Source organism: Brevibacillus sp. NPDC003359 (assembly GCF_042878995.1).
Taxonomy (GTDB): domain Bacteria; phylum Bacillota; class Bacilli; order Brevibacillales; family Brevibacillaceae; genus Brevibacillus.
The window spans coordinates 1,181,633-1,197,677 of sequence record NZ_JBIAOR010000001.1 but is presented as its reverse complement, the minus strand read 5'-3'; the positions used below and the strand labels follow the sequence as shown (position 1 = coordinate 1,197,677).

11 protein-coding genes are annotated in these 16,045 nt (G+C 48.2%); 10 read left to right on the top strand and 1 reads right to left on the bottom strand.

All coding sequences use genetic code 11. The annotated features are described in order from the left end of the window. Positions 1 to 2 precede the first annotated feature (2 nt). From ACFYU8_RS05260 to ACFYU8_RS05225, 8 genes are all read left to right on the top strand, one after another. Positions 3 to 3,047, top strand: a complete 3,045-nt coding sequence (locus tag ACFYU8_RS05260; protein WP_390295155.1) for an efflux RND transporter permease subunit — start codon at positions 3 to 5, stop codon at positions 3,045 to 3,047. Positions 3,048 to 3,421: 374 nt separating this feature from the next. Next, positions 3,422 to 3,901 carry a DUF4265 domain-containing protein gene (locus tag ACFYU8_RS05255; protein ID WP_390295157.1) on the top strand — a complete coding sequence of 160 codons (480 nt, stop codon included), beginning with the start codon at positions 3,422 to 3,424 and terminating at the stop codon, positions 3,899 to 3,901. A gap of 155 nt (positions 3,902 to 4,056) precedes the next feature. Further along, entirely contained in the window at positions 4,057 to 4,329 is a 273-nt protein-coding gene (locus ACFYU8_RS05250) for a Gfo/Idh/MocA family protein (RefSeq protein ID WP_390295159.1), read from the top strand. A gap of 16 nt (positions 4,330 to 4,345) precedes the next feature. Then, on the top strand, positions 4,346 to 4,549 hold the full coding sequence (locus ACFYU8_RS05245) for a hypothetical protein (RefSeq protein WP_390295161.1): 204 nt from the start codon (positions 4,346 to 4,348) through the stop codon (positions 4,547 to 4,549). A gap of 131 nt (positions 4,550 to 4,680) precedes the next feature. After that, complete coding sequence (locus tag ACFYU8_RS05240) at positions 4,681 to 5,148, top strand: MarR family transcriptional regulator (protein ID WP_390295163.1); 468 nt, start codon at positions 4,681 to 4,683, stop codon at positions 5,146 to 5,148. An 86-nt stretch (positions 5,149 to 5,234) separates the two neighbouring features. Further along, the gene (locus ACFYU8_RS05235) at positions 5,235 to 6,419 is read left to right on the top strand and encodes an MFS transporter (RefSeq protein WP_390295165.1); all 1,185 of its coding nucleotides are present in this window, start codon (positions 5,235 to 5,237) and stop codon (positions 6,417 to 6,419) included. A gap of 78 nt (positions 6,420 to 6,497) precedes the next feature. Then, positions 6,498 to 8,897 (top strand): AAA family ATPase, encoded by a 2,400-nt coding sequence (locus ACFYU8_RS05230; protein WP_390295167.1) that lies wholly within the window; start codon positions 6,498 to 6,500, stop codon positions 8,895 to 8,897. A 94-nt stretch (positions 8,898 to 8,991) separates the two neighbouring features. Beyond that, entirely contained in the window at positions 8,992 to 11,262 is a 2,271-nt protein-coding gene (locus ACFYU8_RS05225; protein ID WP_390295169.1) for a S8 family serine peptidase, read from the top strand. A gap of 51 nt (positions 11,263 to 11,313) precedes the next feature. Here the strand turns inward: ACFYU8_RS05225 and ACFYU8_RS05220 are convergent, their stop codons facing one another. Then, positions 11,314 to 12,951 carry a PucR family transcriptional regulator gene (locus ACFYU8_RS05220; RefSeq protein ID WP_390295171.1) on the bottom strand — a complete coding sequence of 546 codons (1,638 nt, stop codon included), beginning with the start codon at positions 12,949 to 12,951 and terminating at the stop codon, positions 11,314 to 11,316. 132 nt (positions 12,952 to 13,083) lie between these two features. Here ACFYU8_RS05220 and ACFYU8_RS05215 point away from each other — a divergent pair, with 132 nt between their 5' ends. Then, a complete protein-coding gene (locus ACFYU8_RS05215) occupies positions 13,084 to 14,592 on the top strand; it encodes a CoA-acylating methylmalonate-semialdehyde dehydrogenase (RefSeq protein ID WP_390295173.1) in 1,509 nt (502 codons plus the stop codon). A gap of 30 nt (positions 14,593 to 14,622) precedes the next feature. After that, positions 14,623 to 15,987 (top strand): aspartate aminotransferase family protein, encoded by a 1,365-nt coding sequence (locus ACFYU8_RS05210; RefSeq protein ID WP_390295175.1) that lies wholly within the window; start codon positions 14,623 to 14,625, stop codon positions 15,985 to 15,987. The last annotated feature ends 58 nt before the right edge of the window (positions 15,988 to 16,045 follow it).

The following is a 16,045-nucleotide window of genomic DNA, read 5'->3' as shown; positions in this document are numbered from 1 at the left end:
CGATGGACAAGGTCATTCTCTTTTTGCTGAAACGAAAGGTGATCCTCTATTTATGCACTTTCCTTATCGTGCTTACAGGAATCGGTGCTCTCTTTTCCTTCCACGTGGAGCTCGTACCTAAAACGAATTTGCCTTGGGTTGAAGTAAATATTTCAGGAGGAGCGCTGCCGCCTGAAGAGATGGTGGAAAAGGTCACAAAAAAAATAGAGCAAGAATTGAAATCTGTGGCTGGCATTAAAAATTTCTCATCGAAAACAGGGACGGGGTTTTCTGGTATCTCGATCCTTGCAGAGGATGGGGAAGGTGAAAAGGTCAAGCAAGAGACACAAAATATTGTGAATCGGCTGCGCAACGAGTTTCCCAAAGTAGTGGATACCGTCACAGTCACGCAAACGAACTTAGGTGATGAGGACTTAATCGACTACGCAATGGTGGGTGCCGATACACAGACCATGCTTACCTTGATGAAGACGACGATTAAGGATCGAATAGAATCCGTCCCTGGTGTGAAGGAAGTGGTTGTATCCGAGGACGGTTTTGAAAATAAGGTTGCGATCACATTTCGACCTGAGCGGCTTACCGCCTATCGAACGACTGCAGCGGAGGTTGTTGGTCAGCTGAATGGTGCTAACTGGAAAAAAGCTGTGGGGATATTGGAGAATCCAGGGTTTGACACCGTTGTGATGATGGATAACAGCTTTAAAAGCATCGAAGAGTTCAACAGCGTGTTGATCAAAACACCCAAAGGCAAGGTTGCTCTCGAACAACTGGCAACGGTGAGTGACCTGCGCGGAAGCGTGAAGGACGCTATTTCCATGACAGAAGGAAACCTCTTTGTGCAAATAAGCGTCAAGCGCGCTGCGGGGAGTGACCTGATCACCACACAGAAGAAAGTCGAGGAAGTTGTGAGGCAAATCAATGAAGAAGCAGGCGGAAACTACGAGCTGAGAGTCATGTTTGAGTCCGTCTCCTTTATTAAAAAAGCGCTCACTAATTTGAGTCGGGATGTTGTGATTGGCGGAATACTGGCAATCCTCGTTCTCTGGATATTCCTGCGAAATTGGCGCGTGACGATGGTCATTGCAACGACTCTGCCCCTCTCCATCCTGATGACTTTCATCGCTCTGAAAGCTGCTGGCTATAACATTGACATGGTGGTTTTGATTTCACTGAGTTTGTCAATCGGATTGATTGTGGATGCCGCGATCGTTGTTCTAGAGAGTATTTATCATCTGAGAGAAAAGGGAATGCCATTGAAACAGGCCATCGTTCAGGGCTCAAAAGAAGTGATGGCACCTGTTTTCGCTTCCCAACTAACCTTGATCATTGTGTTTTTACCGCTTGTAGTAGCGGATTTTGAACAGTGGCTGAAGCCCATTCTTCATACCATTGCGTTTACCGTTTCCTCGACCATTATTGCGTCAACGATTGCAGCTTTTCTGTTTGTTCCGATTTTTTCGGAGCGTTTTCTCCAACATGATAAGCAGTTGCAGCCCCACGGCGAGAAAGAAGGGAAGAATCGGATTGTTTCTCTCTTTCAGCGACTGCTGCTGATCACACTTCGTCATCGGATTCTCACTTTGCTGGTGGCTCTTGCAGTGTTTGTAGGGGCGCTGAGTCTCTTTCCATTGATTAAAATAGGAAATGGCTTGAATGCCAATGAGAATCAAATTTTTGCCACGTTAACTATGCCTGACGGCACTAGCTTGGAACAGGCGCGAACAGCGGCAGTTGAAGCGGAAAAAGCGTTAAGAGAGTTGTCCGATGTGAATCAAGTATTTTTCACGGCAAAAAAAGAGACAGTGGAGTTAAATATCACGTTGGTGACCAAGTCGCAACGAACGCAAGAGAAAGAAGAATTTATGCAAGAAGTAAACGGTCGTTTGAATGCCATTGACGGAGTGGAACGGACGAGTATGACGTTTGGATTCTCAGGTCAGTCGGCACCCATTGAGTTGCAAGTGGCGGGCGAAGATTTGGAGGTTTCCCGGTCGATTTCCGCAAAAGTAGAAGAAATGCTGGAGAGTATTCCCGGAGTCATCAATATTCGAAATGACTTTGAAAGAGGGAAAGAAAAGGTAACCCTGACACCGAATCAGGAGGCAATGTCTCAATTGCAGGTTGACTCTGATTCATTGTACAGCCAAATCAGTATGTTACTTGGGGAGCAACCTCTTTCCACAATCAGTCAAAATGGTATTGAAACCTCTATTGTCGCCAGATTTCCAGAGTCATGGACGACGCATCCTGATCAACTCCAACAGATTATGCTACGAACAGAAACAGGCTCACAGGTGCCGTTACAAGAGCTGGTTGATTTTCATTTCAGCAAATCTCCTATTACGATCAAGCATGAAAAAGGAGAACAAATCATCACAGTGTCAGCAGAATTGTTGGGCACGGACATTGGTACGGCGGGCAGACAAATAAATGAGAAGCTGGGCACTGTGGCTTTGCCCGCTGGATACAAGCTCGAGATTGCTGGTGATTTGAAGGAACAGAGTAACACCTTTACCCAGGGAATCATCGTCTTGGTAGCGGTCGTTTCCCTCATCTATGTGATTATGGTGGCACAGTTTGGCAGGTTATCCCAGCCGTTTATTATCATGCTGTCGTTACCTATGGCCTTGGTGGGAGTCATTCTCGGATTCGTGATCACGCAGCGAACCTTTGGTGAAATGGCGATGATAGGGCTTATCATGCTCGTAGGAATTGTTGTTTCCAATGCGATTCTGTTAATTGACAGAATCAATCTGCTCCGCTCACGGGGAATGGGGTTAGAAGAGGCGATTGTCCAGGGCACACGAGACCGAGTTCGTCCGGTGATTATGACCAAGCTAACAGCGATACTCGGTATGTTGCCAATGGGCCTCGCTGTTGCAGAAGGAGCGGAACTAGAGGCGCCTCTTGCTACTGGAGTGATTGCGGGTTTGATTTTTCATACCCTGGTTACACTCGTTTTGGTTCCTGTTCTTTATGCGACCTTTGAGGGGATTCGTGAAAAGAGGTTGGCTCGAAAAAAAGCACGTCGCACTGCTAATTTGTAGAAAAGGGGCACGGTGCTGACCAACCAGCGTCGTGCCACACTTTGTTGACAGTAACACGTCCAGTTTTTATAGGAGGGTATCTTCCTAGTGGATGGGATTACGGCGAATCTATTCAGTTCCTGCAAGCTGCAGATCCAGACATCCTTTTGCGTGACACTAAAATTAGTAATACCTGGTTGGTATGATCGTTGGTAAACCTGTTTGATGAGAGGGGGATTCATATTTCGGGAAAATGCCACTGGAAACAGGTGGTGTTTTTTTGTTGTTGAACTACGTAATTACTTAGTATGATTAAGTCATAAGTAGCAGCTACAACCTCTGATCGGCATCCTGATGATATGTCATACAAATAAAAAATAGGTGTGGAGCATCGTATGGAAGATAAATTAACATTGATTAAGGTTTTTGCTGGCACAAGTTCACAGGGATCAGTTTTAGAAGAGCTTCCTGCAGAATACCTAAGCGATCAAAATTTCAAATTATGTGCATCTCCAGGGCTAGCTCTAGGCCTTGCGAAAGGAGATACATTAAAACTCCATCCCAACGGAGATTTTGAATTAATAAAGCATGGTGGAAATTTCTGTATACAAATTTACAAAGAGCAGCCTATCAAAGAAAAGATAGAAGCAGTTGAATCTATAGTCAAAAAAGAACTTTCAGGCTCTCTAGATGGATTTCATAATGGTTCACTCGCGTTTACTGCTCCAATCAGTAATGGATTTGATGCAACCAATCATACGTTCAATAAAATTAGAGACGTACTAGAAGCAGAGTACTATTACTCAAATATTTACAAGAATCCATATAATTTTGAAGATGAAGAGTTAGTTAGTTGGGCTAGAGATCTGGATTAATCGTTTGAAAACGTCAGTTTTTCGGCCTTACGCAGCTTTCCATGGGTATGTCGGGCGATTTCGTGGTAGTCATAGAGGAACGTGCGCCTATCTTAGCTCATTCGCAACGACGAGTGAAGGTACCTAGGCTATGCTTGCAGCTGCTAAGGCTACCGGTGCGATTCTCAAAGAATCGTTCTGCACTCGGTGTTGCAGGAGACTTGGGCATTCATAAAGTAGATCTGCTGCGTTATTTGCTTCAGGAAGAAATCGTGCAGGTCAGTGCCTTAACGGCTGTTCTGGACAAAAAAGACGAGGAAGGCTTGCCAATTGAAGTATGCGATCATATGGTACGTCTTCTACGAACACATTGGAGTCAGCTGCAACAGGAAAAAGGATTTCTTTGCAACAAAATAGTGGATGATTGCGATGTTGCTTGGTCACACTAAGGTGGGAGGTGTAACCATGGAACGAACTATTCAGGTCAATGGTGAGGATTATCATTTCGAGTCAACGTATGATGGTGATTCACAGTATAATGTTCAAGTGCGATGCGGCAAGAAAGTGGTATCGAGCTTCAAAATCTCGGCCGGATCGGAAAGTGAAGTGTTTGAGGCTGCTCGTGCTCATTTTAGTGGGGACAAGGAATTGGGCAATCTAAATGGATAGAGACTGGATTCGGAACGCAGCTTGCGCATGCAGGGCTGCGGTTTTTTCTTGCGCAAAATGAAATCTCATGATAAGGTTATTTTGTTTCCTTGGAAACTAAAAATCGAAATAGATGAGGAGCTGATGCTGCATTGGACCCTAAAAAGAAGATTTGGAATCGATGGATCACCTTTCTACATAAACAGGAGGAGCGCAGCAAGCTACGTGAAGAATTGCTATTGCGTGAGATCAGAAGCAGCGTGCCTGATTACGATAAAGTTGGAAGGTTATCTATAACAGAACTCCACGTCCTTCAAGAGGTAGGGGGTAAAGATCGAGTGAATGTGACGACGATTGCCCAGCAAATTGGGGTAACAAAGAGTGCGATATCCAAAATAACTGTCAAGCTGATGAAAAAAGGATTACTCGAGCGCTACCAACTCGAAGACAATCAGAAGGAAGTTTTTTTTCGGCTGACATCAGTAGGAGAAATGGTAAACGAGATTCACGAACGTTACCATCAACAGCTAGAGATAGACATGTACCGATTTTTGGATCGGTATACTCCCGCTGAAATGGCATTTTTGGAGGATGTCCTAAGAGAAGCAACAGAGGAATAGGGGAAACATACAATCTTGACTTAATTTTTTTTGTAAAAATAGTTTCCTTGGACACAATAATAACAAGATTAAAGAGGAGAGCAATCATGAGTTCAAAAAAAGTACTTTATCTGCTTGGAATAACACTTATGCTAGGTATGTTCGCGCAAAATTTGTTCATGCCTATTTTACCAGCCATGCAACAAGAGTTTCAGACGAGTGCAACCATGATTAACTGGACCATTTCGATCTTTACCATCATGCTCGCGATTATGCAAATGATTTACGGGCCATTTATCGATCGTTTGGGCCGAAAACGTGTGATGATACCTGCCCTGATCTTATATACGATTGCTTCGATCGGATGCTATCTGGTCGATTCTATTTATGCGCTGTTATTTTTCCGGGCATTGCAAGGGGCGGGCTTTGCTGCCATTCCGATTGTAGCAGCAACGATTATTGGAGACCTGTTTAAAGGAAACGATCGTGCATCTGCGATGGGCACCTATCAGATGCTACTAGCGCTTAGTCCGGCAATTGGTCCACTGTTAGGTGGCTGGCTAGGTGGCCTCGGTGGACATTCTGCGGTCTTTTTGTTTTTGGCGATCTGCGCGGTCTTTCTCGTCGTCATAAATGCAACACTGTTACCCGAAACGAAGAGGAATCAAGCAACCTCATCGGGCGGTTTTTCGTTAGGGTCATTCCTCAATATTTTGCTCCACCCGGTTGGTGCATCCGTCATTATGATCGGCTTTAGCCAAATGTACGCCTATTATTGTTTTTTGCTGTTTCTCCCTGGCCAATTGACGAATCATTACCAGATCTCCGCTGAAAAAATCGGATTGGTTTTCTTGCTCGTGTCAGTCGTCTTTATTATCAGTAGCAAGCTGTCTGCTCTTTTGCAAAATCGATGGGGAGCACGTACAACTTTACTGGTGACGACCGGTTCAAATGCTTTGGCGATGTTTCTATTTATGACTGCGGCTGATGTTTCTTTTCTCCTGCTTGTGGTGACAAGTACGCTGTTTGCCTTAACCTTGGGAGTAGGACTGTCTGCACACACAATCTTGCTGTCCGAAGTATTTGAAGCTGAGCGTGCAACGGCCATTGGTGTGTACAATTTCATCCGCTATACGGGGATGGCCGCAGGTCCGGTAGTAGGTGCTATGCTGCTAGAATGGGGCGGAATCTGGCTCGAATTCGGAATTGCCGGTATCCTCATTGCATTGGCGACTTTATTTGCACGTCAAAAGGTGAAAAGAACCGTAGCGAACAGTCAAGGGGAGTTCTGATTTTCGGACAGACTTTTCATGTTCGGCTAAATATGCTACAACAGGAATGAAACAATGGAGCGGGAGGAGCAATCAAAAATGCAGCATCAAGAAGAACGGGACCCGAAGTTACTGATTGCAAGTATGAGCGACAATCCGTCCAGCATCCAATCACTATCCGAAGGCGAATGCCTAACATTCCTGCAAATGATCGAACAGCATCGACAAGAACATCCAGGCGAAGCGCTTGATTTGACGGAAGCGATGGTGTTGACGCGGATGTCTGCTTTACGGATGCACAAAACAGGAGGCCATACGCTTGCGACTGAGTGGGTGGATCGTGCGCTTCAACTAGCCCCAGATTATCACTACGCAGGAGAGGTTAAGCTCAATCTGTACTTTTCTCAGTTACGATCTCATGCCCTTCTGACTGCATTCAAGTCCGTGCGCGAAACGGATAACGTCGTCATGCGCAGGAGAACTGTTGAAGTGTTGGAAGAGCAGGCAACCAATGAACTGGCTGAAATCACAAAGTGGCTCTCTCTTGCGGAGGAGACGCTCCATGCAGCGAAAAAATGGAACGATTCGGAGGCGGAAGCTACAGCTGCTGGCCTCGTGCAGTTATACACCGAACGACAACATTTACTGGCACAATTGCAAGAACGTGTTCAAGCGTACGGAGCATCTTTATCCGGTGTCTTTTATTCAAGTGAAATGCTCGTCCAATTGCAAGAGACGATCCGCACGTTAACCAACCAGCAAGAACAGAAGGAAAAGCTTCTTTCACAAAGAAACGAAATGGTAGAAGAACGTGAAAAAGCGCCGCAGCAAGATTTGAGTGCCTTAGAGCAATTGGAGCAGATGATCGGCTTGGGCGAGATCAAACATCGGGTTCGGCAGTTGGCAAAATTTCTCAATTATCGCCAGCTGCGCGAAGAAAGAGGCTGGCATATGAAAGACCAGCTTCCCCTTCATCTCGTGCTGATGGGTAACCCAGGCACGGGTAAGACGACTTTGGCTCGCTTAATTGCCAAGCTGTATCAGGAGCTAGGGCTGTTGGCAAAAGGACAACTCATCGAGGTGGATCGTTCTCAGTTGGTCGGTGCTTACGTGGGACAGACAGAGCAGCGTGTCATGGAAGCGATTAAGCAGGCTGACGGTGGAGTGCTGTTTATCGATGAGGCATACAGCTTGAAGCGCCCAGATAGCTCTGGCAGTGACTACGGACAAGTGGCGATCGACACGCTTGTATCCGCTATGACGAGTGGCGAGTATGCAGGACGCTTTGTCGTGATGCTGGCGGGCTATCCGGAAGAAATGCGTCATTTTTTGTACGCGAACCCTGGGCTGAATAGCCGTTTTCCAGAGACGGGCCACTTTTTACTGCCGGACTATCAGGCGGGCGAACTGGTGCAAATCGCAGAAGAAGTAGCAGTACGGAACGATTTTACTCTTACAGAGGCAGCAAAAATTACCCTGCGTCAGCGTATTGAAAAAGCGCAAGTAGACGAGACGTTTGGCAATGCGCGGACAGTCACGAACATCGTGCTCGATGCGATCTTTGCCAAAGGGCGCGAGACAGACGGCAAGGAACTGAAATGGGATGACTTTACCATTCTGAAACCAGAGGATGTCCGTGGCTTCGATTCGCCGCAAAAAGAAAGGAATGCAGAAGCTCGACTGCAAGCGTTGATTGGTCTTGCTCAAGTGAAGATGGAGCTGAAAAAAATCGCTGCGTATGTGTCCGTCCAGCAAGAACGCGCAGCAAGAAGCCTGCCGAAAAGTCCGATTGAACTGCATGCTGTCTTTACTGGAAATCCAGGTACTGGGAAGACGACGGTTGCTCAGCTGTATGCACAGATTTTACAAGAAATCGGTTATTTGAAACGGGGTCATCTTGTTACGGCGAGTAGAGCCGACTTGGTAGCGGGGTATGTCGGTCAGACCGCAGCGCTTACTCGCAGAAAAGTTCGAGAAGCTTTGGGCGGGGTCTTGTTTATCGATGAAGCGTATTCGCTGCTCGGCGGGGGAGAGCGGGATTTTGGTCAGGAAGCAATTGACACGCTCGTAGAAGAGATGACCAAACACGAAGAGAATCTGGTCGTGGTCCTCGCAGGCTACCCACTCGAAATGAATTCATTATTGATGAGCAATCCCGGACTCTTGTCGCGGTTTAAAAAATACATTGCATTCCCTGACTATACAGTTAAGGAGCTCGTGCACATTCTTGAACAGGCTGCATGTGACGTTGGGTATGCGATTGAGAAGAACGTGCTGGAAATGATCTCGCAGTCTTTGGATAAAGCAGCCAGTGATCTTCGTTTGAATGGCAACGGTCGCTTTAGCTATAACCTTTTGCAAGAGGCGATCCAAAACCAGGCCGTGCGACTGATGGATATTCCAAAGCAGGAATGGAATCAGGAAATGCTGATGCAACTGGTATGGGTCGATTTTCAACCACTACTACAATGGACGGAAGAAGATGGGGCAAAAAATTAGTTTTTGTCCCATGTCTGTGCCTTCTTACTCTTTTGACAATTCACCCTTTCTCTTATAATGGATATTAATGGTTACATTACGCCATGGGGGAAGGGTGTTTGGTTTGCGAAAAAAATGGCAGGCAGCTTTATGCACGACACTTGTTCTGACACTTTCGCTGGAGGGCATTCCGGCGGATGCCAAGCAAGAGGGAGAGCGTCGGGGCAATATCCAGATCGAGGCCGATAAGGGTCTGGCACTGGACAAGCTCTCGTCGAAGAAGAGAGAGTCCGAGCTCGTCGTTATCCAGCTTTCTGGTCCTGTTCGTGAGGAATGGAAAGAAGAACTGGAGGATATCGGCGTCATACTTGGTGATTACATACCGGATTATGCATTCATCGCGAAAATCGAGGATGAACAAGAAAGAAGGGAGGTCGAGGAGTTGTCCTTTGTCGAAGACGTCATGGCGTTCACACCCAAGTCTAAGGTTTCGCCTGAGCTTCGCTTTGCAGGGGGCAACAGAGAGCGGGTCGAGGTTGCCGTTATCGGTTTCAATCAACGGGTAGACATGTATCGAACGATGACGGAAATGACGGAGGATCAAGAGATACGAGATATTCAAACGCCAGAAGATGCTCCGCATATTTCAATCGCGAAGATGGATCAGCAAACGGTTGAACAAGTGATCGAATCGGATGATGTCATTGCGGTCGTCCCTGTACCAGAAAACAAGCTGCACAATGATGTGGCAGCTACCATCATTCGTTCGGACAAGCTGGCCTCGACAGGGTACACAGGGAAGAGACAAATTGTCGGAGTCGCCGATACCGGACTGGATACAGGAAAGCTTCAAACAATGCATCCAGATTTTAAGGGCCAGATTGAGAAGCTCATTTCACTTGGCCGACCGAATGATGCCAGTGATGTCCACGGTCATGGTACGCATGTAGCTGGATCGATTGTCGGCACAGGAGAAGCATCCGATGGACAGTATAAAGGAACAGCACCGGGTGCGAAGCTCGTTTTTCATTCCATAGAGAACGCGAAAGGGAAGCTCGTCACGGATGTCGAGACCATTTTGCAGGAAGCATACGAAGAGGGAGCCCGCATTCACTCCAATTCGTGGGGAGCGAATGATAAGGGAGCGTACAGTCTGTCATCGCTTCTATTTGATCGCTTTTTATGGGAGCATCCAGATATGACGGTGCTTGTTGCGGCTGGAAACGATGGCGAGAAAGGCTATAAAACGATCGGGAGCCCAGCTACGGCTAAAAACGTCATTGCTGTGGGTGCTACAGAAAATGTCCGGCCCAATTTGGGGAAGAACTCTGATAGAGCGGACGACGTGTGGGTATCGAGCAGTCGCGGTTTAACGGACGACGGACGTTTGAAGCCCGATATTGTCGCGCCTGGTTCAGCGATCTTGTCCACGCGTTCTTCACTGGCACCGAGCAAAAACTTCTACAAGCGTTTTAATGAATATTACGCTTATATGAATGGGACGAGCATGGCTACGCCGATTTTAGCGGGCGGTGTGGCGCAAATTCGGGAATTTTTACAGGAAGAAGGAGAAAAAAATCCGAGTGGTGCATTAGTGAAGGCTATGCTGTTGACGAGTGCAGACAACTTGGATGAAGACATGCGAGAGCAAGGCTTCGGACGAGCCAATCTGGCGCATGCGATTGAAACGAGCTATAAGGACGAGAAGGATGGCATTCGCACGCGTGAAAAAGTCACGTATAAGGTCAAGGTCTCAGATGATTCCAAGCCTTTGGCAATCACCCTTGCGTGGACAGATTATCCCGCTGCCATTGTGGCAAAACGTGCGCTGGTCAATGATTTGAATCTGAAGGTGACGACACCGCGTGGAGAAAAACTGAACGGCAACGACTTTTTTGAGGCCCCATACAACGACGAAGTGGACAACCTTAACAACGTCGAACAGGTATGGATTACCGAGCCCGAAGAGGGAACCTACACCGTAACTGTCGAAGGCTATAACATCCCGAAAGGACCTCAGCCGTATGCGTTAGCGACAACGGGAAAATGGCAAAAGACTGATGATGAGGAAGAGGAAGAGCCACCGGTTGGAGGGAAGCCTTCGCGAACAGGGACGCTGACGAAAAAGCAGAAGTACATGGAATATTTAATCCGCGTCAATGAGCCTGGGGATTTGAAATTGTCCGTAGAATGGAAGGAGGATGCAGATGTCGATTTGTACGTATATAACAGTCGTTCAAAAGAGCTTGCTTCTGCAACAACCTCCGACAATCCTGAGCAATTAACGGTGAATATCGAAGGAAGCGGCCTGTACAAAATTCGGGTAGTGCTAACGGAAGGCAAAGAAGCAAAGTATCGCATGTATATGAATCAGCCAGGAAAATAAATAACAGACACAACCTTCGTCTTTTGAACAGATGAAAGGTTGTGTCTTTTTTTAGAGATGCTGCTCCTCTTTGCTTAGCCAGTCCCGCGCTCGTAGGGCGATCTCTAGGCAAATCCGGTTTTGCGTTTCCGTATAGTCCTCGCCGAGTATTTCTGCGATTTTTTCCAAGCGATGATAGAGAGTTTGACGATGAATGTACAGTTTTTCCGCTGCCTCTTGTTTGGACAGGTTGGCATCCAAATAGACTCGAAGCGTATGCACGAGCGAGGAACCGTGAGCTTGGTCATGAGCTAACAGCGGGCCGAGGTAGTCGCTAATGAAGGCTTTCAGCACAGGCTCATCCGGTACGTAAAACAGGAGTCGGAACAAGCCGAGATCTGCGAAAAACGGACTGGATGATTCATGACAAAAAGCCAATGCCTGTTCAGCCTCCGCGAGGTGCCGTCCAGCGTCAGACAACCGTTTTCCCGCTCGACTGACCCCCATCCGTATTTGAACGTCTGCTCCTAGCATTTGTGTCATGATTCTTTTGACATCGCGAAAGGCTTTTTCCAGGGAACGACGGGAATCTGCAAGCGGCTGCTGTTCGATCAGTAAAAAGTAAAAGCGATGGCCCATGCAACGTATGAAAGGACGAAAGCGATGACGCGTCAATAGCGATCGGAAAATGGCCGTCAGATCGTGCGGCGGAAGGGAATCCTCAGCCAGGTTCTTCGTCTTCTCAAACGATAGGATAATCATGTGATATGTTGAGGCTTTACCACTGCCTGTGATACCGAGCAAGGAACGCATTTGTTCTTCCGGGATGGAGCGGTTGGCAATCAAGTCATCAAACAGCCGGTTTTCGGTAGCAAGCGCTTGTTCCTCCACAAACATTTTCCGCATTAAAATTTGGGCCATCGCGCTGACTGTATTGTCTAAGGTCAGGAGCAAATACTCGTCCGGACTGCGTTCATACAAGACAATGCCGACATAGGCGAGTACGTGACCCATCGCCATCACTGGCTGATAGGCAAGCTGCCTGGTCGCCGATAGAGAAAGAAAACGGACGCCCGCTTCACTACTATCCAGTTCGGAAAAATGAGACCGCATCAAATCGCTCATCTCAACGGCAACATCATGCGGTACCACCGGAGCAAATTGTGTAGAGCCATCTGGTGCGTAATAGAAGACCTGAGTCTGAACAGCCACCTGAAAATGCTGTAGTAGCTTAGGCGTGCCCGCTGCCTGCAGGCTGAGCTGTTGCAAGCTGCGAGAGTATGCTTCGAGATTGCGAAGTGCTTGCATCTGCGCATGGATCAAATGCTCGTGCAAATCTTGCGTGATGTCGACAAAGCGGACAGGCTGATGAAAAACGAGCAACGGAAACTGGTGGTGGTTGGCCAGCTCTAGCATATCTTCAGGGATGGAGGGGATGTAACGTCCGAGCTCGATGCACAGCCCGACTGCTTTTCGCCGAATGAGTTCTGTTAAATAGGCGAGTCGCTTTTCCTTTTCTTCGCCAAATCCTAGCCCGGTTGATAGGATCAACTCGCCGCCATTCAAAAACTGTCCCGTATCGGCAGTCTCCAAGACGTGGACCCAGCGAACAGGACGGGACAGGCCGCGATGCCCCGCCACGACTTGGGCATGTAGAAACAAAGGACGCTTGATGATTTCTGCAATAGTCAGGCGCAAATCGTTGCTCATCGGGATCACCTCTTCCATTTACACTTTGTATGATTAACCCTACGCAACGCGTTACGCTTTGTCTAGTGCTGACAGGCATTATTTTTAGATAAAATGGAATTGTCAATGAATTGAACGTGAGGAGTTGAAGAGATGAACACAGCTATCGTTGGAAATCCGTTGAAAAACTACATCGGGGGGCAGTGGGTAGATTCACTGACAACACGTTTTGAGGATGTACCCAATCCGGCAACAGGAGAATTGTTGTCACGCGTGCCACTGTCTACGAGAGAAGATGTGGACAAGGCTGTTGCTGCTGCGAAGGAAGCGTTTGTGAGCTGGAGTGCTACCCCTGTCGTGGATCGTGCGCGCATTATGTTTCGTTTTCATAGTCTTCTCGTCAAGCACGAGGATGAACTCGCCCGGATGATCACCATGGAGAACGGCAAAAATCTACCTGAGGCACAGGCGGAACTATTGCGTGGGCTGGAAATGGTAGAGTTCGCTTGTGGGATGCCGACACTGATGATGGGGGAAACATTGCCCAATATTGCAAACAGCATCGACAGTCAGGTGATCCGTTTTCCGTTGGGGGTAGTGGGCGGAATTACACCGTTTAACTTCCCTGTAATGGTCCCGATGTGGATGTACCCGATTGCCATTACGGCAGGAAATACGTTTGTACTGAAGCCCTCAGAGCGTACGCCGCTGTCTTCGATTCGGATTGCTGAACTGCTCAAGGAAGCAGGACTGCCAGACGGTGTATTCAACGTTGTAAACGGAGCGCACGATGTCGTCAATGGTCTGTTGGAACATCCGGACGTAAAAGCAATCTCATTCGTCGGCTCGCAGCCAGTTGCGGAATATGTGTACAAGACAGCAGCGGCGAACGGGAAGCGTGTGCAAGCACTGGCTGGTGCGAAAAACCACCATTTGGTCATGCCTGACGCGGATTTGAAGCGCGCAGCCAAAACCATTACCAGCTCAGCGTTCGGTTGTGCAGGAGAGCGGTGTATGGCAGCGAGCGCCGTAGTGGCTGTTGAGGAGATTGCCGATGAGCTGATCGGGCATCTGATCGAGGAAGCCAATGCTTTGGCCATGGGAAATGGTTTGGAGGAAGGCGTCGACCTCGGTCCTGTCATCCGTGATTCGCACTTGTCCAAAGTACATGACTATATCGAAAAAGGTGTTGCTGCTGGTGCCGCGCTGGTTCGTGATGGTCGCGAGGATGCAAGCAAGCTGCCAGATGGTTACTTCCTCGGGCCAACGATTTTTGACAAGGCAGAAGCCGAGATGGTCATTGTCCGCGACGAGATTTTCGCGCCTGTTCTGAGTGTCATGCGTGTGAAAGACTTTGCAGAGGGCCTAGAGACGATCAGCCGCTCCCGTTTTGGCAATGGGGCGACCATCTATACGAACAACGGAAAATGGGGAAGAGAATTCGTTCAGCAGGTGGAAGCGGGTATGGTCGGTGTCAATGTTGGGGTTCCGGCTCCAATGGGCTTCTTCGCTTTCTCGGGCTGGAAGCAGTCCTTTTACGGCGATCTGCATGCGAACGGAAAGGATGGCGTGATGTTTTTCACCAAGAAGAAAACGGTCACTTCCAGGTGGTTTGAGGATGGAGATACCAGCATCGGCTCGCAGAAAGTGTTTGTCAAATAGCCTCTTGCGAAAAAAAAGGAGGATTGCGCGATGGAGCAAGAACAAGTGACAAAAGATTTTGATAAAGAGAGCTTACTGGATGCCGACCGCTCGCATATGTGGCACCATATGTCCCCTTACAATCCCAATCCGATGATCGTAACGGAAGCGAGCGGATCATGGATCACAGATATCGACGGGAACCGGTACCTGGATGGAATGTCTGGCTTGTGGTGCGTCAATGTTGGCTATGGCCGACAGGAGCTCGCAGACGCCGCTTATGAGCAGTTGAAGCAATTGGCTTATTTTCCACTCACACAAAGCCACGTACCTGCCATTCGTTTATCCGAGAAGATCAGCGAATGGCTTGGGGAGGAGTATCGTGTTTTCTTTTCCAACAGCGGCTCGGAAGCGAACGAGGTCGCATTCAAGATTGCACGTCAATATCATCACCAGAACGGGGAGCCGGGACGTTACAAGTTTATATCGCGGCATCGTGCTTACCACGGGAATACGATGGGGGCTCTCGCTGCAACGGGTCAATCCATACGCAAGGAAAAATACGAGCCATTAGCGCCTGGCTTTCTTCACGTACCGCCGCCTTACTGCTATCGCTGTCCAGCGGGAAAATCGTACGGCAAATGCAATCTGGAGTGTGCCCAATATTACGATCAAGTGATTAATTGGGAAGGCGAAAAGACAGTGGCAGCAGTCATCATGGAGCCGACCATTACCGGGGGAGGCGTCCTCGTTCCATCGCCGGAATACATGCCAAAAGTGCGGGAAATCTGTGATAAGTACGGCGTGTTGATGATCGTGGACGAGGTCATCTGTGGATTCGGTCGCTCCGGTCAAAAGTTCGGCCACCAAAACTTCGGAATCAAGCCAGACATCGTGACCATGGCCAAAGGTATTACCAGCGCCTACCTGCCACTTTCCGCAACGGCTGTGCGGGCCGAAATCGCCGACAAGTTCAATGAGCAGGGGAACAACCTGCATTTCCGTCACGTCAACACGTTTGGGGGCAATCCGGCGGCATGCGCGCTGGCCCTGAAAAACCTCGAAATTTTAGAAGAGGAAAAACTGGTGGAGAGAGCAGAGGAACTCGGTGCAGAATTGAGAGCCAAACTGGCGTTTCTCGCGGATCATCCATACGTTGGTGACATTCGCAGCTTTGGATTCTTGATGGGAATCGAGATGGTAGAGGATCGCAAAACGAAGGAACCAGCTGCGCCCGCAAAATTGACACAGGTGATTGCCGAGTGCAAAAAACGTGGACTGATCATCGGGCGTAATGGCGACACTATTCCGAGCTTCAACAATGTGCTGACACTCTCACCGCCGTTTACCACGACGAGCGATGATATCGATTTTATTGCGCAGGTTATGAGGGAAGCGTTTGAGACATTGGAGTAGGAAGCTTGGACGAAAAGACGAATAGATGAGTGAAGCGGCAGACTAGGAGATGCTGATA